Here is a 20,629-nt window from a genome sequence, read left to right as displayed (position 1 = left end):
TGTAGCCTTTTTTGCTTTTTAGGAACAAAAAAAGGCGCCACATCTCTGTGGCACCTTCTCTATTTAGCTGGAAAAACAGCTGCAACAATCGCATCAACACTTTGCTTCTCAGTCGGATCCTTCGCAATTAACTTGTTCATTAATGCTTGGTCTGGCGTACCTTGCTTCTGTAAGATGGCTAGATACCAGCGGACTAATAGGCGGTTCACTTGGTCATCCATATTCTCAGTTATATGTGGTTGAATTAGTGCAATAGCACCTTTATAATCACCGCGCATATAGCTGATTTGGCCAATGTTGAGTGCCATAGATGGAGTGACTGCGAATTCGCGTCCTTGAGCTTGTTCTTTTGGTAGGTTTTTCAAGGAATCAATGCGCGCAAGAACATCTTTATACGTGGCAAGCGCATTCTCTAATTTCGAGTTGAACTCTTGTGTGTTGCCTTTGGCATTGGCTTCTCCTGCTAGCTCAATATTCAGTGAGATGCTCTTCTCATACATATCCATATACCAAGGATAGTTTGAAATTTGAGCATTTGACCACTCCAAAGCCCCTTGTTTATTCCCTTTGATGAGAAGCATATTTAGCTGTTGCATGGCGACTACGCGGTTATGGGGCTCTTTTTTCAAAAGTTGAGTCATTAAGTCTTGGGCCTGATTGAAAAATGGCTCGCTCTTCGTAGGGTCATTCGGGTTTTCCTTCTGCATTTGATTATAAACTTGAAGGAGGAGTCCAATTCGGCTCACTTGCCCTGTTAACAAATAATCTGGATGACCAGGATGCAACGAAATGGCTTTATCAAGAGGTTTCACAATCTGATTGTAATCCTTACTTGTTTTTATAACTTCAATAGTTTGTTTGTAGGAACCGTTGGCTGAAAGAAGCTGAGCTGAGATGAAGAACATTACAAGCGACAGTACCGCAATACTTGCAGGGAATATCTTGTGAATAACAGCTGATTTTGACTTTAACCGCAGCTGACCTGAGGAACTGTTGCTCAGCATACCGCCAAGAGCGAGGAACAGAATCGCTCCCATGTAAACATAGCTCAAATCAAAGTCGATCATACTGTGGACCAGAAGGGAAATCATGATAATGAAAAATAGGAAGTGCAAATCTCGCTTCTCCTGAGAGCTTCGAATGTAACTTCGGATATAGAACCAACAAACGGCAATGACAAATCCGATAAAGGCTAGGAAACCAAGCGCACCGGCTTCAACCAAATATTGCAGAGCAAAGTTATGCGCCTGACGACTTGTGTAAGGATTATTTTGATACTTTTCATAAAGGGAAGCCCAAGCTCCGCCACCAGCACCAATAATCGGATAGTCCGACCAAAGCTTTACAGCATCTTTATAAAACGTTCCACGCTCCAATACACTGTGCTGCTGGAAATTAATATTCTCAACACGTGTTTTTACGTTCTCAGGAAGAATGTTCTTAAATCCAGTATCACTTAGGATAAGAATGGCTCCAACCACAGCAATCAAGACAGCTGCGATCGGAAGAATAAATGTTGCATATTTCTTAGTATCAAAACGAGCTGTTATGCGCTCCAACCATGGCTCACCAAAGCGTTGTATAGCGACGGACAGTCCAGCAAAAACTAAGGAAGCGAGTAGTAGAATCCACCAACCATGCCAAGATTCTGAAGCACTAGGTTGCTTTTGTAGCCCGATGCCAATATCCGTTACCTTTTCTAAAATAATAAGGGAAGTGCCGAATGCTAGTCCCAGTTGAACTAGAGCTAAGATCTGGCGACTCATTCGGAAGAAAAACATCATGATGAGGAATACCACTGGGATTACGACAATGGCACCACGTGACAAAGTCAGCCAGAAAGAAACGATAGTTGGAATCAATAAAAACGCATGAATAAGTACTACGTACCATTTACGAGATTTGATGATGAAGAATAAAGAACTAAGCGTTATCGTAATTAAAAAAGCTGCATACGTGTTAGCGTATTGGAAGACCGAGGTTAAACGTAGACCGTTGGAATCTGTCATGATCGCATCGCGGTACAGATTTGTATCCGTTCCATCCATGAGAGCAAACCATCCGACAAGGTGTCCTGCGAAGGTTTTGTTGCCTAACCAGTACAAAAGTCCAAATAACACGATGAAATATCCTGAGATCATGAATAATTGGGCAACTATCGACACACCGAGCTTGTTTTTTGTCAAAAATACACCTAAAATGAAGAAAGTTGCATACAGCATTTGGATGTAAACCATATTTGTTGCCAGATAATGAGATGCCGAATTCGACAAAGAAATAACATAAGTAAGCGGCATGATGAAGACAAGAATGGTAAGGATATCTTTCTTTTCTTGAAGCTTAAACACAAATAACGCTAGAATCGCAACAAGTAAAAGGATGATGGAGGACCACACGGAAGCAGAGTAAATGCTTCGCTCAAACTCAGATGTACCGCCATTAAACAGCGCCCTTTGAAAAGGTGCCCAGAACATAAATAAGCCTGTAAACACAGCCAATACCCAAAAGATGACAGAGCTTTTATCCGTCGTTATCGTTCCATTCGATTTTGCACGCGAAGCCGCGTAGGCATTCTTACTTGCACTCATTCCAGATAGTCTCCTTCTTCGCTAAAGTTCGACTTTATTTTAGCATACTGGAAGAGGGTTTCCAAATGGTTGTTTATAGATTAAAAAATCTTGTGAAATTAATAAAATGAGAAATTTTTATGGGAATTAGATAAGTAATTATTCCAGCTGCGGGCATGGAACAAGATTTTTACCTGCTTCAAAGGCATATCTAAAGAATTGCTACCCATTGAAAGTAATATTATATCTCGAAGTAGCAGTTACTTCAGGTATAAAGGTATTATGAGAGGAATGGAAACGAGCAATTGAAGATCATTTGATAAGGGTTTTGAACAAATAAAAGTAAACTAGATTTATTAGCTGAGAAGTTCATAAATCAACAGATATGGCAATCATTTAGGATCAATATATTACGTACATGAAAATATGGCTAATAACAGGGGAGTATAATGAGGATTAAAAAGCTCAAGAAAATGTCAGTGCTAGTCTTTTCAATATTCTTGTTTTTTATTATTTTTAAGATGGTAACAGCTCAAAATATGAATTCCTTTAATATCGCTATTGAGATGAAAATCCCACAAAACGATACTATTCAAATTTTTTTTGACAATGGAAATGATACTTACTTTGATGAGCAACATTCAAAAAAAATAGATGTAGTAGGTTCAGAAGGGTTTCAGGTAATCAAAGTGAAAATCCCTTACGATAAACTGAGCAAAATTAGACTGGATTTAAGCGATGGACGCAATAAAGAAGTATTGATTAAAGAGATTAGATATGAAAATGCGTTGTCCAGCGAAATGTTAAATGCTGAAAAAATAAAAAACTATTTCTTAGCATTTAACTTAACACATTACGAGATTACAGATAATGTCATTGTTGCAGAAATGGATAGCAACGACCCATATATCTATTCAACCAGTGATGTTGCAGTGGGGAATCCTTTTAATTATAAGAAAATTACATTATCTGCAATAATAATTTGGCTTGTTCTAATAAGTATCATATCCTTTTTACTTAGACAAAGATCAATAAAGAGTTTTTTTACAGATATTTATACGAATCGAACGCTAATAATCACTCTTGCTACAAACGATTTTAAAACCAAATATGCAGGTTCATATTTAGGTATTGTATGGGCGTTTATTCAACCGTTGATGACGATACTCATTTATTGGTTTGTTTTTCAAGTTGGATTTAGAGCGCAAACAGTTAGCGATGTACCATTCATAATATGGCTAACTGTGGGGATGGTGCCTTGGTTTTTCATTTCTGAAGCACTTAGTAGTTCAAGCAATATCTTTATAGAATACAGTTATCTTGTGAAAAAGGTTGTATTTAATATTAAAATATTACCTCTTGTAAAACTAACATCATCTCTTTTTGTGCATCTTTTCTTTTTAGTCATAATAGCATTTTTATTGGTGTTCTATGGTTATTCTCCTGGAATTACTTTTATCCAGATAGGTTATTTTAGTGCTTGTGCTTTTTGCTTAGCTCTTGCAATTTCATATATTGTTGCTCCAATCATGATATTTTTCAAGGACTTAATGCAAATAATTAATATCATTTTGCAGTTCTTTATGTGGCTGACGCCTATAATGTGGGATCTAAGTATTGTGCCTGAACAGTATAGATGGATTTTTAAATTAAATCCTGTTTACTATATCACAGAAGGTTATAGAAACTCCCTTATACATCATAAGTGGATGTGGCATAGTTATGTGGACACCTTTTATTTTTGGACATTAACGATTGCACTTTTCGGAATTGGGATGATGATTTATAAAAGATTAAAGCCACACTTTGCAGATGTACTTTAATTATGTCGTTAGGAGAATATGATGAGTGATACAATAATTGAGGTTTCTAATTTATCAAAGACTTATAAAGTTTATGATAAGCCGACAGACCGCTTGAAAGAATCTTTGAGTTTTGGTCGGAAATGTTTTCATAGGGATTTTCATGCGTTATCTGATGTTACATTTAATGTTCGCAAGGGTGAGATTTACGGAATAATGGGACAGAATGGTTCAGGTAAATCAACTCTATTGAAAATTATCACTGGGGTATTAAATGCCTCAAGTGGTAAAGTTAACATTAATGGCAGAGTTTCTGCGTTGTTGGAGTTGGGAGCAGGCTTTAATTCTGAATATACCGGCATGCAAAATATATATTTAAATGGTGCAATGCTTGGTTTTACAAAAGAGGAAATTGCAAATAAAGTGGATTCAATCATTGAATTTGCAGACATAGGCGATTTCGTAAATCAACCTGTCAAAACTTATTCAAGCGGTATGTTTGCCAGACTAGCTTTTGCTGTTTCAATAAATGTTGATCCAGATATATTGATTGTTGATGAAGCACTATCCGTTGGTGATTTCTTCTTTCAAGCAAAGTGCTATAAAAAGTTTGAAGAGTTTAAAAGTAAGGGGAAAACTATATTGTTTGTATCACATGATATGAGTAGTATTCTGAAATATTGTGATAGGGTTCTCTTACTTAATCATGGAAGAACTATTTCAGAGGGGTCGGCGGACCATATCCTCAATTTATATAAAAAACTTTTAGTAAATCAAAATAAAGATGATGTCACGGAAAATACAATGAGTCAGGAACAGTTGACGGATAATGAGGGGACATTATTTAAGAATAGATTAACCGTTAATCCTTTTGTCTTAGATTATGGAAGTAAAGAGGCAGAAATAATTGATTTTGCTATTAAAGATAAATCAGGAACGGTAACAAATTCTATAATGAAAAACGAACATTTTGAAATATATATGAAAATACAGTTCAACAAAAAAATTATTACTCCTATATTTGCGTTTACAATCAAAGATATTAAGGGTACAGAACTTATTGGTACTAACACACTTATAGAAAACAAATCAATTGAACATATTAATGAGAACGAAACCATTGAAATATCTTTCAAACAAGAAATGAATTTACAAGGAAGTACTTATTTACTATCACTTGGTTGTACGGGTTATAGTGACAGTGAATTTAATGTTTACCACAGGCTATATGATGTGTGTAATATTAATGTTGTTTCACAAAAAAACACGATAGGTTTCTATGACTGTAATTCTGACATAGAAATAAAAAGGATGATTCAATAATGAATGAAGAGTTAATTGGTAAAGTAAAGCTGAATTATTCTTACTACAAGGGAACCGATTTATATTCAGATGGTATCATTGAAGATAAAATGCTTGAAATTGCTAAGACACATGAGAATTGTGAAGATGTTCTTGCAGAGGATTCAAGATGGCCTATACTTTATCATTTCTCCACAATAAGACAAAATATATTAGAATGGTTTCCTTTTAAAAAAGACGCAGAAGTGTTAGAAATTGGAGCTGGATGTGGTGCAGTTACAGGTGCGCTTTTGAAAAATGATTTAGTTGTTACTTGCATCGAGCTCTCTAAAAAAAGGTCTATGATTAATGCGTTCAGGCATAAAAATTACGAAAAATTAGAAATTATTGTTGGGAATTTTATTGATATAGAAATTACAAAAAAATATGATTATATTACTTTAATTGGTGTCTTAGAGTACGCAAAATTATATATTGAAAACAATGATAATCCTTCTATTCATTTTCTAAAAACAATTAAAGAATATTTAAAAGAAGATGGCAAACTTTTTATTGCAATTGAAAATAAATTTGGATTAAAGTATTGGTCTGGAGCTAAGGAAGATCACACAGGTATACTATTTGATGGTATAGAAGGTTATACTACTAATAATAACAGTGCTGAAACCTTTTCTAAAAACGAACTAAAATCAATGATGGATGAAGCAGGATTCCATGGCATTGAGTTTTATTACCCGTATCCTGACTACAAATTTCCTCTACATATATATTCTGATAAAAGATTACCACAAATAGGCGATATGGTTCTTGATAGATATAATTATGATCAAGATAAGCTTTCTCTCTTTGATGAAAAGAGTGTATATGACAATTTAATAAAAAGCCAAATGTATGATATGTTTTCTAACTCTTTTTTAATTGTAGCAGAGAAGAAAACAATAACAAAAACTTAGAAGGTGAATGGTATGTCGATTGAATATGTGAAATATAATCCATTCAGAAGAAAAGAGTTTGCACTGAAGACTATCATAGAAAATGTAAATGGGAAAATACAAGTAAAAAAGAAGAGTTTGGACATTCAAGCGGAGAAGTTCGTAAAAAAAATTATTGAGAACCGTCAACTACTTACAAATGAATATAAGCAACTTGTCGTTTGCGGAGCTGAAGCTAATAATAATGATAATGAAATTATATTTGATTATGTAAAAGGTATAACACTTCAGGAATCAGTTCTTAAAACGATTGAATGCAATGATAAAAAGGGTTTTATAGATATTTTATACGTATATAAAGAGATCTTGACGGATCAAGGGAGAATTCCATTAAAAAAGACTTCTGAATTAACTGATGAATTTTATTCAGTTTTTGGAGTTGTTCCAAATGGGTATACTTTTGAATATTTACCTGTTTCAAATATTGATATGTCTTTTGATAATCTAGTGGTTAATGATGATAAATTAACTATGATTGATTATGAGTGGGTATTCTCATTTCCACTACCAATTAATTATGTTATCTATAGGAATGTTATCACGTTCTATAACAAGTTTAAAAATAAATTAGATAAGAACAAGTTTATTAGTGTCGAGGAAGTATTTAAACTTTTTAATATCTATGAAAATGATATAAATATTTTTGCTCAAATGGAAAATAGCTTTCAAAATTATGTACATGGTAATAACTCTAATATCTATAATAAGTATTTAAAGGAAACTTATTATTTAAATGATATATTAGAGCTTAAACAGAGGGAAGCTTCTAATTCTATAGCACAATTTTTTTGGGATGATGGTACCAGTTTTAATGAGGTAAATGCTTTAAATATTGACATAAATATTCAAAATCGAAATGAACAGTCTATTGAATTTACTGTGAATGAAATAAAATCAATTTTTCAAAATGATTTTAGAATTGATATTTGTAAGCTACCTTGTGCGATCAAGATTATTGAAATTTATGTTAAATACGCTGATTTTAATCGAAAACTTAATATATCTCACACCAATGCTAATGTAATTGACGGGAATTGCTATGCATTTTTTCATGACGACCCACAATTTATATTTGATAAATTAGAGAATACTGAAATAGAGATTGAAAAAATTATTTTGAAGGTTCAATTTATTGATTTTAATTTGTATGCAAGTACAATAGTTCATAAATTTAAAGAAAAAGAAACAGAACTTTTAATGATTAATAGCCAGTTATTGGATGAAAATTCAAATATGCTTAATAAAAATAATGATTTAACCAATACAATTGACGAATTAATAAGTAAGAATAATAAATTATCTATTACAAGTGATGAAATAGAAAGTAAAAACAATGAATTATCAGTTAGTTTGCATGCGATAGAATTGGAGCTTAATAACAAAAAAGAGGAATTGATTAAAGTTTATAGCTCGAAAAGGTGGAAGTTGATTAATATTTTAGGGAAATTCATTCTTTACAGAAGATAATAATATATTAATGTTCGTTAATATAAATTCATTTTGGAGGAATTATGGTAAATATATCTGTAATAATTCCGACCTATAACAGGCACGATTTACTTCCCGAATTAATAGAATCATTTCGTTTCGTAGAAAAAGCAACAAAATATAGCTATGAAATAATATTTTCGGATGATGGATCCACTGATGATACCATTACCTTTTTAAAATCTATTGAGCTTTTACCTATAATAATCTTAAAAAATAATCATGGCGGGGCTTCACATGCAAGAAATGCAGCATTAAAAGTTGCTAAAGGGGAGCTTATATTATTTATAGGCGACGATATTTATCCGAATCCACATATATTAAATCAACATTACGAAAAATACTTAAGCCTTAATCGCAAAACAGCTATTTTAGGAAATATTAAATGGCATCCGAAATTGAAAATTAACCACCTAATGAAACATATAACTGAAATAGGTGGTGAGCAATTTTCATTCGAGAAAATGCCAAATAATGAGCTAGTTGATTTTAGACATTTCTATACATCAAATGTTAGTGTCCCTAAGAAACTAATAGGCAATATGGTTTTCGATTTAAGTTTTGACAAATATGGTTATGAAGATATTGAATTTGCTTATAGATTAGCCAAAAAGGGAATGGAAATTTTTTATTATCCTGATGCCACTGTATATCATTATCACTCATTTGATCTTGAAAAATTTAGTAGAAGACAAGAAGCTGCAGGAGAAATGGTAGTAGTTTTCAGTAATATTCATCCTGAATTAGATAATCGTCTATTTAAAATTACGCATTTGAGATTAGAATATGAGAAGTGGGTAAAAAAATATGAAGATCTAGCACGAAATATTGATTCTCAATCCATACTAGATCATATTTATAAAGATATAATAAAATTTGAAAATAATAGTATTAATGAAGTAAAACTTTCAAGCTTCTATTCTAGAGTATTTATGCTTCGATATGAATTAGGAACTTTATCTCGTTTAGGCTATTTTGATGCAAATATGGTTAAGGCTTTTCTTATTAGTAAATTTTTTCTTGAATATATAAATATTAAAGTTGACGTTAAAGATAGGAGACGGTATATGCTGAATAAAGCTAAACAATATTTGCGTCAATTTAAGTTTTTAAGGTATATTAAATCCGTTTTTTTTGATAAACAACGTACCGTAAAACAAGTTCAATTTATAGATGTGCATCCTGGAAGGAAAAAGATCGGATTTTGTAAATCAAAAGACACTACTTTTACATTTAACTATGATCTTTTTGGAGATAATTTTGAAGTTATAGAATATATGTTAGATGATGATGCTTATTTTGTAAATAATAAAGCTGTATCATTTACAGAATTAGTAACGAAATATGAATATATTTGGTTCATACCAGAAAATTATAAGTTACCAGATGAATTATTTGCTAATATTCTTTTGATGGTTAACAAAGTCAAAATGGATTTTATATTACTTTCTTTTATGCTCAAAGATATGCCTTATGTGGCTGTATTAAAAGAGTTTAGAAGCAACATAATAATAGCTTCAGAAAGAATCATGGCAAATAGAGAAATGAATTTTAATAATAGTTTAGGGAAAATAGTTAAAGTTTTTCATACTGAGAACGAACAAATTGAGGTTATGAGATGTGAAACTTTTTTTTCAGAATACTTTGATATAAAAGAGGATTTATCATACGACCACAAACAAGTCATTATTGGTAATAATGCCGTCAATTATAGCAAATTCTCAGAAAAATTCGAACTAAATAATATACAAAACAAGCCTTGTATTTTTGTCGTTTCAGTCTACTTATTTGTAGGGGGAGTGGAACGTAATACAATAGAAGTAATGGAAAAGCTCGTTGATAAATATGATTTTATTGTCATAACACTTGAATGGATTGCAGAGCAGCATGGTTCATTGCACTATAAAATGAGGGATTCTGCTAAATGTATTTATGATTTTCATGAAATATTGGATTACTCATTATATCTTGACGCACTTAAAGACTTGAAAAATATTTATCAACCAGAGGCTGTTTGGATTTGTAATGGTTCTAATTGGTTATGTGATAATGCACTTGAAATAAGAAAAGTTTTTCAAAATATTCCTATTATTGATCAGCAAGTTTATGATACAGAAGCAGGCTGGATTACCAGATATATGGAAAAAGGTATTCAATCATTTGATAGATTTATTGCAATTAATAGAAGAATTTATGATAAGTTCGTTAATCAATTTAAGATCCCTCAAAGTAAGATTGATATTATATATCCTACACTAAATCTTAGCAAAGCTAATGCGCATTTGTATAATGCTGAGAAAATGAGAGAGAAATACAATATACCAAATCAGAGGAAGATTTTTGCATTTATTGGAAGAATGGCGGAGCAAAAACGGCCACTCTTATTGCTTAAACTAATTGAACAAATAAATAATAAACAAGATGACAATCATTTTATGCTTATTGGAAACGGGCCATTAAGAGATGAAGTTAAAGTATTTATCGATGAACATAATTTGAGTAATGTAACAAGAGTTGATTTTATTGACGATGTTTGTGAAGTTTTTTGTTTTTTGGATGGGGTTATTTTTGTTTCTGAGTATGAAGGGTTACCAATTGCAATTCTTGAATCAATAATCAATTCTGTACCTGTGTTAAGTACCGATGTTGGAGACGTTAAGCTTGTTTTGGATAAGTATAACGGTGGATTGATTTTTAGAAATATGTCAGAAACTGAAATTAATTCAAAAATTCAAGACTTTATGGAGTTTAAAGAAAATTTAGAAATTTATAAGCAAGCTTTGGATAAAAATAAAGAAGATATAATAAATGAATTTTCGATAGATACTATCTCATGTCAGTGGAATGATTCGTTTGAACGCGCAATTAAACATTATAAGAAACGATAGGAGGAAGATAGTAAAATGAATAAATTAATTAGTGTTGTTATTCCATCATACAACCATGAGAAATTCATTGTCGATGCGATTGAAAGTGTTTTAAATCAAACCTATAGAAATATTGAATTAATTATTATTGATGATGGCTCTAAAGATAAGTCCTGGGAATATATTAGCAGCATTACTGATGAGAGGGTAATAAAATATAAACAAGAAAATCAAGGTGCTCATAACGCAATAAATAATGGTCTTAAACTAGCAAAGGGAGATTATCTTGCTATATTAAATTCTGATGATACATTTTCACTTGATAGGTTTAGTAGAATCATGGATGAGTTTGAGAAAGACAACGCTTTAGATTTTGTTTGTTCCTATATTAATATTATAGATGCTGATGGCAATTCTTTAGGTGTAAAAGAGGGATGGAACAATTGCGAACCTTGGCCTATTCCTAATTGGCAGCAAAGCTTTAAAGTACAAGATAATTTTTATACCAATATAATAATGACTAATTTCGTTTCAACAACAAGTAATATGGTTTTTAAAAAAGAAATATTTGAAGAAATAGGCGGTATGAGAAACTTAAGATTTGCACATGACTGGGATTTTATGTTAAGACTTGCTTTCAAATATAAATGCAAAATCATTCAGAATCCAACAATTAATTATAGGCTGCATGGAAATAATACTATTAATACTAATAGAAAGTGGTTATTATTCGAAAATTGTATTGTCATAGCGGCAAATATAGATAATTATTATGGTAATTATATTTTTAAAAATTTCAGTGAAAAAGAAATTATGGAACAAAGCACTCTTTTATATAATTCCATGAATTTTCAAGGAAATGATAAAGTTTTCTGGGTAGTAAAATCATATATTGATGCTTATAGAAAAAATGGAATAGAAAATCCAGAAGAATTACTGTTTGACAATAAAACAGTAAGAGATGTTTTTGTAAATATGATATCTGATGGAAATGATAAAAATGAATCTGGAATTGGATCAAGATATACTCTGCTTAGTAAAATAAAAAAAGCTATATTTAATTAGAGGTGTTTATGTATAATATATGTTTTGTAACAAGTGAAATCGAGGAAAAAAATCTTGCACTTTATGAAATATTAAGTGAAATACATAAAGTGATAATTCTTTGTATAGGAAATGATAAGCATAATGATCAAGGAACTTTTAGAAATCATTACGATAAATTGAATGTTGAATATAGATTTTTAACAGATGATATGACGAATTCTCCAATAACACCAAAAAACGAATTTACACTTTCTTCATACTCAGCTTTTGAATATTTAAAGAAAAATCAATTCGATTTTGTACTATTTGGAGTAAAAGGTGGACATGGTTTTTTTTCAATACAAGCAAAAAAAACAAGTAAATATCTGAATGATACTAAAATAATTATTCTTGCTGATAAGCCATCCCAATGGATTAAAGAAGAAACACGAAGTTGGAATGAACATCCAGTAGATGATATAAAATTATGGTATGCCGAGAGATACTCTGTTGAAAATGCAGATTTGATGATAATTCCTACAAAAGAAATCCATAATTGGTTCAAAGAAAATAATTGGAAATATACAGAGAATTATGTGATTAATCCTATTTTTCAAAGTATTATTGAAAAATCAGCTTTGGATACCGAGATGAATATGCAAGTTGAAAATCTTTTTGTAGAAAGAAGTATAAATGATGATATAGAAATTAAGACTAGAATAGAGAACGAAAAACCCCTAGTTTCTATTTGCATTGCTCATTATAATCATCATGAGTATTTACCGACTGCATTAGAATCAATTTTAAATACTACATATCATAATTATGAAGTTATTGTAGTAGATGATGGTAGCACGTTAGAAGAAGCACATAGAGTTTTTGATGAACTTACTAAAAAATATAATTTACCAAACTGGAATTTTTATAAGAAACAAAATGAATATCTAGGTCAAACTAGAAATTATTCTGTTGATAAAGCAAATGGGGAGTATATAATTTTTGTTGATGCAGATAATGCTGCAAAGCCCCAAATGATTTATGATTTTTTATATGGAATTTACAAAAGTAATGCAGATTGTTTAACATGCCATATAAGCACATTTTTGGGCAAACAAAAACCAAATGAAGATACTGAAATATCTTCTATATTGCTACCTTTGGGACCAATTCTTGAACTTGGATTTACAGAAAATGTATTTGGAGATGCGAATTTTATTGTGAAAAAGAAGATATACGAAGAGCTTGGAGGTTTCGCAACGGAACGTCTCTCACTAGATGATTGGGAATTTTTGGCTAGATTGAATTTGAAAGGCTTTAAGCAAGATGTTATACCTGATCCCATTTTTTGGTATAGAATTGTGGAAAATAGTATGGTTAGAACTGGTGATAATTACAAAAGTCAGCATAGAATATTTAAAGCCTATAGTAAAGAACTTCCTAATTATATGAGATTTATGATAAATGGATTTATTATTCCGCTTTATTACAAAGCAGAAATTTTGGGTAAAAAAGCTTCATCAAATATCGTGATTAATCCGAATGAAATTTTAGAAAGCTTGAATAGAAATCAGAAAATCAAATTACTTTTAAACATTATTTTTCCAAAATCAAGTTTTAGGGGGCAAATTTCAAGGAAATTATATCGATTTATTCAGAAAGCTAAGTTTTGGAGGAACTTATGAACAAAATAATCTTAAAAGAAGTAAATAATATGTTATTTGAATTCATTAACTTTCTTAAACTAAATAAAATAATGGTTCTGTTCGTTGGACTTTTAATGATCTTGACTTTTGGATATGAAATTTGTAACTTTACTCTTTCAATTGATGAAGAGATTTATATTTTTGCAAAAAAAGAACCTTTCATTTGGTTTGCTGACGGAAGATTTGGTATTGCTATATTTAAATGGATATTTATGGCTGGTGGAATGTTTCCACCATTTTTTGCTACAGCAATAGCTTCTCTATTCTTAGTAATGTCTGGACTAATGTGGTGTTATAATATATATCAAGCTTCAAACAAAAATATAAAAAGTAAGTTTGCTTTTTTTATATGTGTAGGACTTTATATATCAATACCTACTGTTATTTCGGAATATATGATGTATTCAAGCTATAATATTGAAGTTGGAATTGGTTTAACTTTGCTAGCTATAAGTTCTAACTTCGTTATTACATATAACAAGACAAAATTTAAGCAACATATCCTTTTTGCCATTATTCTATTATTCTGTGCTTTTTCAATTTATCAAGCATTTACACTTGTTTTTATTACTTCTACATGTTTATTTTGCATTTGCTATCTCGTTTTAGATAAAAGCATTAATAGCTTTAAAGACTTTCTTAATAAGCTTTTTTCATTTGTCATTGTTTTTATAATAGCAATAATATTGTATTTTATAACAAATAAAGTTATACATATTTTTTATCCGAGTAGAGGATATTTAGATAATTTTAATGGCTGGAAAGTAAATTCTGATATTACTAGTAATTTATACAATGTAATTCGTGGTATAGGAAAATATTATTTCTATCATTCAGAAACTGGCTCTAACGTTTTCATTGTAACTTTTGGAGTTATTTTGTTGTTAATAATATATTCTCTATTTATTTTTAATTCATGGAAAAAAATAGTTATCCCCATTTTATTTATATGTTATTCAATTGCTCCATTTTTAATGAATTTCATTTTTGCTTGGAATATGCCCTATAGAACGATGCTCTCCTTATTAGTATTAATATCTGGAACTTGGATTATTGTTATATCAATAACACCTAAGAAGTTTTATATAAATATAATCTTATATCTCATGATTTTTATTATATTAATACAACAGGTGCAAAAATTAAACTATATATTTTATTCCGATAATTTGAGATATAAAACTGATTTGAGAATTAGCGAAGAGATAATGAGTGAAATAGTTGAAATGAATGGAAACAAATTTCCAGATAGACCCATTGTATTTTTAGGAGCTTATAATCCAGACAATAGGATAAATGTTATTCATGTTGAGGATGTTGGTAGATCGTATTTTAGTCTTAAAAACACTCACAGATTAACTTTTTTATTGGAGGCTACAGGATACAATGTACCACATGCAACAGGAGAGCAAATTCAAAGAGCAAACACTTATGCTGGAAAGCTGACGAATTGGCCTCAAAAGGAAAGTATAAAGATACTTGATGATATAGTTGTGGTGAAACTTTCGGATCAGTAATATTGCTATTCAATTGATATAAGAATGAGATTAAATCTAATTACTAAGGAATACTAAAATATCGTAAATGCATAATCAATTATATGGAACGGAAAACTTATTATTAAGAATTGCTAACCCATATGGAAAAAACCAGAATGTGGATATTGATCTGAAATAGCAATTCATTAGTGAACTAATATCCATTTATATACATGTTTAAAAGAATTTTTTGTAATTCTTAGGGGGATATACTAATGAATCAAAACATTTTTAAGGCAAGCAGTAAGATTATTGAAATATCACAACTTGGGGATGAACGCGGCTATTTATCTGTTGTGGAAGAGAATTTATCAATTCCATTTGAGATTAAGCGTGTCTTTTATATTTACAATACAAAAAAAACGGTAAGAAGAGGATTTCACGCTCATTACAAAACAAGGCAGGCATTAATTGCTGTGTCTGGCTCATGTAAAGTATATTTGGATGATACTAAACGAAAAACTGATGTTACACTAGATAGTCCATCAAAGATATTAATATTAGAACCGAATGACTGGCATGAGATGCATGATTTTTCAACGAATTGTGTTTTGCTCGTACTTGCATCTCATTTATACGATCCTGAAGATTATATACGTGATTATAAAAAATTTGTAGAGGTGTATGATTCATGAGTTATTTTCAACATGCTCAATCAATTGTAGAAAGTAGTAATATAGGGAACAAGACAAGAATTTGGGCATTTGCACATATTCTTCCTGGCGCAGTTATTGGTGAGAATTGTAACATTAATGATCATACATTTATTGAGAACGATGTTATTCTTGGTAATAATGTTACTGTGAAGTCAGGTGTATTTATATGGGATGGAATACGCATTCATGACAATGTTTTCATTGGACCAAATGTAACATTTACAAATGATCTTAGACCTCGATCTAAACAGTATCCTGATAAGTTTCTTACGACTACTATAGAAGAAGGAGCATCAATAGGTGCAAATGCAACTATTATAGGTGGAATTACCATAGGGAAATATGCAATGATCGGAGCTGGCTCAGTAGTAACAAAATCAATTCCAGCTAATACATTATGGTATGGTAATCCAGCTCGTTTTAAATCTTATATTTGTAATTGTGGAGAACAATTAAATATATCACTAATATGTGAGCGATGTGAAATGACATTAACAATAAAGAACCTACATATTTCAGGAGAGGATACTATATGATTTCGTTTTTAGATCTAAAACAAATCAATTTGCGACATGAAGAGCAAATAATGGAGGCAGTCTCTCGTGTACTCAACTCGGGTTGGTATATTTTGGGGAATGAAGTGACAAAGTTTGAAGAAGAATTTGCTCAATATTGTGGGACAAAACATTGTATTGGCGTTGCAAATGCATTGGATGGTTTAACATTAATTTTGCGAGCATATGGTATAGATAAAGATGATGAAGTTATTGTTCCTTCAAATACATATATTGCCTCGATTTTGGCGGTTACTGCAAATGGCGCTACTCCAGTTTTGGTTGAACCTAATTTATCTACATTTAATATTAACCCCGCGGCAATCGAAGAGAAGATTACTAACAAGACAAAAGCTATTATGGTTGTGCATCTATACGGACAATCATGTAATATGCAACCAATTTTTGAAATAGCTAAAAAGTATAACCTGAAAATTATTGAGGATTGCGCACAAGCTCATGGTGCAGAATATCAAACTAAGAAAGTAGGTAATATAGGAAATGCAAGTGCCTTTAGTTTTTATCCAGGTAAAAATCTAGGAGCATTAGGCGATGGCGGTGCAATTACAACAAATGATGAACAACTATACATGAAATTAAAAGCACTACGAAACTATGGTTCTCATAAAAAATATGAGAATATATATAAAGGAGTAAATAGTCGACTTGATGAGCTACAAGCTGCAATATTAAGAGTAAAACTAAAATTTCTGGACGAAGACAACTCATCTAGACGGAAAATTGCGGACTATTATTTAAATAATATAACAAATAAACATATTATTTTGCCTATTGTTGAAAATAATGTTGCTTCATCACATGTATGGCATATATTTGCAGTCCGCACTTTGAATAGAAGTAATTTACAAACCTACTTTGAGGAAAAAGGTATCCAAACTTTAATTCACTATCCTATTCCTCCCCATAAGCAAGTAGCTTATCAAGAGTGGAGAAACAGAAGTTATCCAATATCTGAGCTTATCCATGAACAAATACTAAGTTTACCAATAAGTCCTGTTATGACATTAGATGATGCAAAATATGTAGTGGAGGTTCTCAATGCCTACAGGTAAGAAAAAATTTAGTATTGTAGTGCCCATATATTTTAATTCATTAAATATACCAACAACTGTTCCAAGACTTCAGAATCTCCAAGAATTATTTCCAAATTTTGAATTGGAGTTCATATTTATTGACGATGGTTCTAAAGATAATTCTTTAGATCTGTTATTACAGTTTAAACAATCTGATCCAAGGATTAAAATCATCAAATTAAGCAAAAATTTCGGATCAATGTCAGCAATTCAAGCGGGTCTACATCATGTTACAGGTGATTGTGTTGGTATTATTTCTGCAGACCTTCAAGATCCTCCTGAACTATTTGTAGATATGGTAGCAAGTTGGGCAAAAGGAAATAAAGTGATACTAGCTACAAGATCCGATAGAGAAGAGTCTTTATCACAAAAAGTATTTGCTAATTCTTATTACTTTTTTATGGATAAGTTAGCGCTAAAAGGATATCCCCCAGGTGGATTTGATTTTGTTTTGCTCGATAAACAAATTGTTGAGGAATTAAATCAAATTAATGAAAAAAATACGAATATTATGAGTTTAATTTTCTGGCTTGGTCATGACCGTGATTCAGTTACTTATGTAAGGCAAGAGAGGAAATTAGGAAAATCGCGTTGGACCTTAAGCAAAAAAATCAAATTATTTGTTGATTCTTTTGTAAGTTTTTCCTATGCTCCAATACGGTTCATTTCCGTTGTTGGTTTTATAACAGCATTTCTAAGTTTTTTATATGGTATTATCGTTATTATTAATGCAATAACAGGAGTAACATCATTGCAAGGCTGGACAACAATAGTAGCATTAGTAACATTTTTATTAGGATTAATTATGATAATTCTTGGAATAATCGGAGAATATTTGTGGAGAATACTGGATGAAAGTAGAAAAAGGCCTTCATTTATTATTGATGAGATTTTTGACTAAAACATTTATGAAGTTTTTGATTGTAGGGCTAGCCAATACTTCTTCGACCTATACATTATATTTGTTATTGTTAATATATTTACCCTACACATACGCATATACAGTATCTTATTTGGTAGGGATACTTTTTTCTTATTTACTCAATTCTCTTATGGTTTTTAAACAAGCTTTAAGCCTCAAGAAATTTTTTGAATTTCCAATCGTTTATGTCGTACAGTATATTTTCAATACTGCAATTCTTTTATTGTTAGTTGAAAATCTACATTTTAATGAGAAATTGTCATTGATTATATCCATTTGTGTAACTTTTCCAGTAACATATCTACTAAGCAAAAAAGTTCTTACAAAACCAAGTAAATAATTGTATTACTATTAGAATGCATAATGTTGTATACAGGGAGGTCATATAATTGAAAGGTATAATTCTAGCAGGCGGTAGTGGCACACGATTGTATCCACTAACAAAGTCGATTTCGAAGCAGTTACTACCTATATATGACAAGCCAATGATTTATTATCCTTTATCTGTGCTAATGCTTGCTGGTATTAAAGAAGTTTTAATTATATCTACACCAGTAGATACTCCACGGTTCGAACAACTGTTAGGTGATGGATCTGATCTCGGTATATCCATTACATATGCAATTCAACCTTCACCAGATGGTTTGGCACAAGCGTTTTTAATAGGTGAGGATTTCATTGGAAAAGATTCGGTATCACTTATATTAGGTGATAATATTTTCTATGGTCATGGGTTTACGGATATCCTAGCACGAGCAAGTAGTAGAAAAAATGGAGCAACTGTGTTTGGCTATAATGTTAAGGATCCTGAGCGATTTGGTGTGGTTGAGTTTGATAGTAAAGGGAAAGTCCTTTCAGTTGAGGAAAAACCTAAAAATCCTAAATCAACATATGCTGTTGCGGGATTATACTTTTATGATAATCGAATTGTAGAAATTGCTAAAAGTATAAAACCCTCTGCTCGTGGCGAGTTGGAAATTACAGATGTAAATAAGGTGTATTTGGAGAAAAGCGAATTGCATGTTGAATTGCTTGGGCGTGGATTTGCCTGGTTGGATACTGGTACTCATGAGTCCTTGCTTGAGGCGTCTACGTTTATTGAAACGATTGAGCGGCGACAAAGTTTAAAGGTGGCTTGTCTCGAAGAAATAGCATACCGCAAAGGATATATTACACGGGGGAAATTGTTGGAACTTGCGGAACCATTATTGAAAAATGCTTACGGTCAATATTTATTAGACCTTGCTGACCGTGTGCAGTTTGGAGTTGATTAAATGCAAGTGGCAAAAACATTTTTTTTAGATGTTTTATTATTAGAACCGAGGGTGTTTTCGGATAACCGAGGTTTTTTTATGGAAAGTTATAATCAACAAAAATTTCTTGAGCTAGGGATGGAATATTTATTTCTACAAGATAATCATTCGCTCTCGGTTCAGTCTGGTGTGATTCGAGGTTTGCATTATCAGTTAAACCCCAAAGCACAGACAAAACTTGTTCGTGTCGTTGCTGGTGCAATTTATGATGTTGTGGTGGATATTCGTCGTTCGTCCCCTACATTTGGACAGTGGGCTGGCATTATTCTAAGTGCAGAGAACAAGCGACAGTTGCTAGTACCAAAGGGTTTTGCCCATGGTTTCTGCACACTTGTTCCAAATACAGAAGTAGTATACAAAGTAGATCAGTATTACTCTCCTGAGCATGACCGTGGTATATTGTGGAACGACCCTGCGTTGAATATTGATTGGCCGACATCTAAGCCGATTTTGTCAGATAAAGATCAAAAACTTTCGTTGTTAAAAGATGTTGAGATTAATTTTCAATAATATTAAGTAAAGGAAAGTTGATGAAAGTTTTATTGACTCTTAGGAAGGATTTTTTGCAGTATTTAGAGTATACAACTTTGAACTTTAATGAGGCTTGCATGCAAAGTTACCATATAATTGGGACATCATCTTCTTTCACATTGGTTGTGTAGGAACCATCCAATTCACTGTAAAGAGTCGATGTCCTTATTTACTTTAACAAAGAATCCATTAGGGCTTAATGCAGTCCTACATTGTATTACATGAGAAGCTTTTGCAAGAGTCAAGTTTAATAATATTATTATTCTATAAATGA

At 31.5% G+C, this 20,629-nt stretch carries 16 protein-coding genes; 15 read left to right on the top strand and 1 reads right to left on the bottom strand.

What is annotated here, in order from left to right:
- Positions 1-59: 59 nt before the first annotated feature.
- A complete protein-coding gene (locus ACSQ8P_RS30420; RefSeq protein ID WP_436238603.1) occupies positions 60-2,588 on the bottom strand; it encodes an O-antigen ligase family protein in 2,529 nt (842 codons plus the stop codon).
- 428 nt (positions 2,589-3,016) lie between these two features.
- On the opposite strand from ACSQ8P_RS30420, the gene ACSQ8P_RS30415 reads away from it, so the two are divergent.
- The 15 genes from ACSQ8P_RS30415 (at position 3,017) to rfbC (ending at position 20,334) form a co-directional block, all read left to right on the top strand.
- Positions 3,017-4,390, top strand: a complete 1,374-nt coding sequence (locus ACSQ8P_RS30415; protein WP_436238602.1) for an ABC transporter permease — start codon at positions 3,017-3,019, stop codon at positions 4,388-4,390.
- 21 nt (positions 4,391-4,411) lie between these two features.
- Positions 4,412-5,692 (top strand): ABC transporter ATP-binding protein, encoded by a 1,281-nt coding sequence (locus tag ACSQ8P_RS30410; RefSeq protein ID WP_436238601.1) that lies wholly within the window; start codon positions 4,412-4,414, stop codon positions 5,690-5,692.
- Positions 5,692-6,624: a class I SAM-dependent methyltransferase gene (locus ACSQ8P_RS30405; RefSeq protein WP_436238600.1), complete on the top strand. Its 933-nt coding sequence runs from the start codon at positions 5,692-5,694 to the stop codon at positions 6,622-6,624. Before ACSQ8P_RS30410 ends, ACSQ8P_RS30405 begins: the two co-directional genes overlap by 1 nt.
- A 12-nt stretch (positions 6,625-6,636) precedes the next feature.
- Complete coding sequence (locus ACSQ8P_RS30400; RefSeq protein WP_436238599.1) at positions 6,637-8,130, top strand: hypothetical protein; 1,494 nt, start codon at positions 6,637-6,639, stop codon at positions 8,128-8,130.
- Between the two features lie 44 nt (positions 8,131-8,174).
- Positions 8,175-11,039: a glycosyltransferase gene (locus ACSQ8P_RS30395; RefSeq protein WP_436238598.1), complete on the top strand. Its 2,865-nt coding sequence runs from the start codon at positions 8,175-8,177 to the stop codon at positions 11,037-11,039.
- 15 nt (positions 11,040-11,054) lie between these two features.
- Positions 11,055-12,083 carry a glycosyltransferase gene (locus ACSQ8P_RS30390; RefSeq protein WP_436238597.1) on the top strand — a complete coding sequence of 343 codons (1,029 nt, stop codon included), beginning with the start codon at positions 11,055-11,057 and terminating at the stop codon, positions 12,081-12,083.
- An 8-nt stretch (positions 12,084-12,091) separates the two neighbouring features.
- The gene (locus tag ACSQ8P_RS30385) at positions 12,092-13,726 is read left to right on the top strand and encodes a glycosyltransferase family 2 protein (RefSeq protein ID WP_436238596.1); all 1,635 of its coding nucleotides are present in this window, start codon (positions 12,092-12,094) and stop codon (positions 13,724-13,726) included.
- Positions 13,723-15,264, top strand: coding sequence for a glucosyltransferase domain-containing protein (locus ACSQ8P_RS30380; RefSeq protein WP_436238595.1), 1,542 nt, complete (start codon positions 13,723-13,725; stop codon positions 15,262-15,264). Before ACSQ8P_RS30385 ends, ACSQ8P_RS30380 begins: the two co-directional genes overlap by 4 nt.
- Before the next feature lie 236 nt (positions 15,265-15,500).
- Positions 15,501-15,920 (top strand): sugar 3,4-ketoisomerase, encoded by a 420-nt coding sequence (locus ACSQ8P_RS30375; protein WP_436238594.1) that lies wholly within the window; start codon positions 15,501-15,503, stop codon positions 15,918-15,920.
- Complete coding sequence (locus tag ACSQ8P_RS30370) at positions 15,917-16,477, top strand: acyltransferase (protein WP_436238593.1); 561 nt, start codon at positions 15,917-15,919, stop codon at positions 16,475-16,477. Before ACSQ8P_RS30375 ends, ACSQ8P_RS30370 begins: the two co-directional genes overlap by 4 nt.
- Entirely contained in the window at positions 16,474-17,568 is a 1,095-nt protein-coding gene (locus ACSQ8P_RS30365) for a DegT/DnrJ/EryC1/StrS family aminotransferase (protein WP_436238592.1), read from the top strand. Before ACSQ8P_RS30370 ends, ACSQ8P_RS30365 begins: the two co-directional genes overlap by 4 nt.
- Positions 17,555-18,490 carry a glycosyltransferase family 2 protein gene (locus tag ACSQ8P_RS30360; protein ID WP_436238591.1) on the top strand — a complete coding sequence of 312 codons (936 nt, stop codon included), beginning with the start codon at positions 17,555-17,557 and terminating at the stop codon, positions 18,488-18,490. Before ACSQ8P_RS30365 ends, ACSQ8P_RS30360 begins: the two co-directional genes overlap by 14 nt.
- Positions 18,441-18,851, top strand: coding sequence for a GtrA family protein (locus tag ACSQ8P_RS30355; protein ID WP_436238590.1), 411 nt, complete (start codon positions 18,441-18,443; stop codon positions 18,849-18,851). Before ACSQ8P_RS30360 ends, ACSQ8P_RS30355 begins: the two co-directional genes overlap by 50 nt.
- 49 nt (positions 18,852-18,900) lie before the next feature.
- Positions 18,901-19,785: a glucose-1-phosphate thymidylyltransferase RfbA gene (rfbA, locus tag ACSQ8P_RS30350; RefSeq protein WP_436238589.1), complete on the top strand. Its 885-nt coding sequence runs from the start codon at positions 18,901-18,903 to the stop codon at positions 19,783-19,785.
- Positions 19,786-20,334: a dTDP-4-dehydrorhamnose 3,5-epimerase gene (gene rfbC, locus ACSQ8P_RS30345; RefSeq protein WP_436238588.1), complete on the top strand. Its 549-nt coding sequence runs from the start codon at positions 19,786-19,788 to the stop codon at positions 20,332-20,334. It abuts the gene before it with no gap.
- Positions 20,335-20,629: the final 295 nt, after the last annotated feature.

It is taken from the genome of Paenibacillus sp. LjRoot153 (assembly GCF_964253085.1).
Lineage (GTDB): Bacteria > Bacillota > Bacilli > Paenibacillales > NBRC-103111 > Paenibacillus_E.
The sequence above is the reverse complement of the archived record's forward strand: the minus strand, read 5'-3'. Positions and strand labels throughout refer to the sequence as shown.

Bases quoted from the DNA above. Each gene is read 5' to 3' on its own strand.
- ACSQ8P_RS30420 (WP_436238603.1), bottom strand. From the start codon at position 2,588: ATGAGTGCAAGTAAGAATGCCTACGCGGCTTCGCGTGCAAAATCGAAT.
- ACSQ8P_RS30370 (WP_436238593.1), top strand. From the start codon at position 15,917: ATGAGTTATTTTCAACATGCTCAATCAATTGTAGAAAGTAGTAATATA.
- ACSQ8P_RS30415 (WP_436238602.1), top strand. From the start codon at position 3,017: ATGAGGATTAAAAAGCTCAAGAAAATGTCAGTGCTAGTCTTTTCAATA.
- ACSQ8P_RS30360 (WP_436238591.1), top strand. From the start codon at position 17,555: ATGCCTACAGGTAAGAAAAAATTTAGTATTGTAGTGCCCATATATTTT.
- ACSQ8P_RS30355 (WP_436238590.1), top strand. From the start codon at position 18,441: ATGAAAGTAGAAAAAGGCCTTCATTTATTATTGATGAGATTTTTGACT.
- ACSQ8P_RS30390 (WP_436238597.1), top strand. From the start codon at position 11,055: ATGAATAAATTAATTAGTGTTGTTATTCCATCATACAACCATGAGAAA.
- ACSQ8P_RS30385 (WP_436238596.1), top strand. From the start codon at position 12,092: ATGTATAATATATGTTTTGTAACAAGTGAAATCGAGGAAAAAAATCTT.
- ACSQ8P_RS30405 (WP_436238600.1), top strand. From the start codon at position 5,692: ATGAATGAAGAGTTAATTGGTAAAGTAAAGCTGAATTATTCTTACTAC.
- ACSQ8P_RS30380 (WP_436238595.1), top strand. From the start codon at position 13,723: ATGAACAAAATAATCTTAAAAGAAGTAAATAATATGTTATTTGAATTC.
- ACSQ8P_RS30410 (WP_436238601.1), top strand. From the start codon at position 4,412: ATGAGTGATACAATAATTGAGGTTTCTAATTTATCAAAGACTTATAAA.
- rfbC (WP_436238588.1), top strand. From the start codon at position 19,786: ATGCAAGTGGCAAAAACATTTTTTTTAGATGTTTTATTATTAGAACCG.
- ACSQ8P_RS30400 (WP_436238599.1), top strand. From the start codon at position 6,637: ATGTCGATTGAATATGTGAAATATAATCCATTCAGAAGAAAAGAGTTT.
- ACSQ8P_RS30365 (WP_436238592.1), top strand. From the start codon at position 16,474: ATGATTTCGTTTTTAGATCTAAAACAAATCAATTTGCGACATGAAGAG.
- ACSQ8P_RS30395 (WP_436238598.1), top strand. From the start codon at position 8,175: ATGGTAAATATATCTGTAATAATTCCGACCTATAACAGGCACGATTTA.
- ACSQ8P_RS30375 (WP_436238594.1), top strand. From the start codon at position 15,501: ATGAATCAAAACATTTTTAAGGCAAGCAGTAAGATTATTGAAATATCA.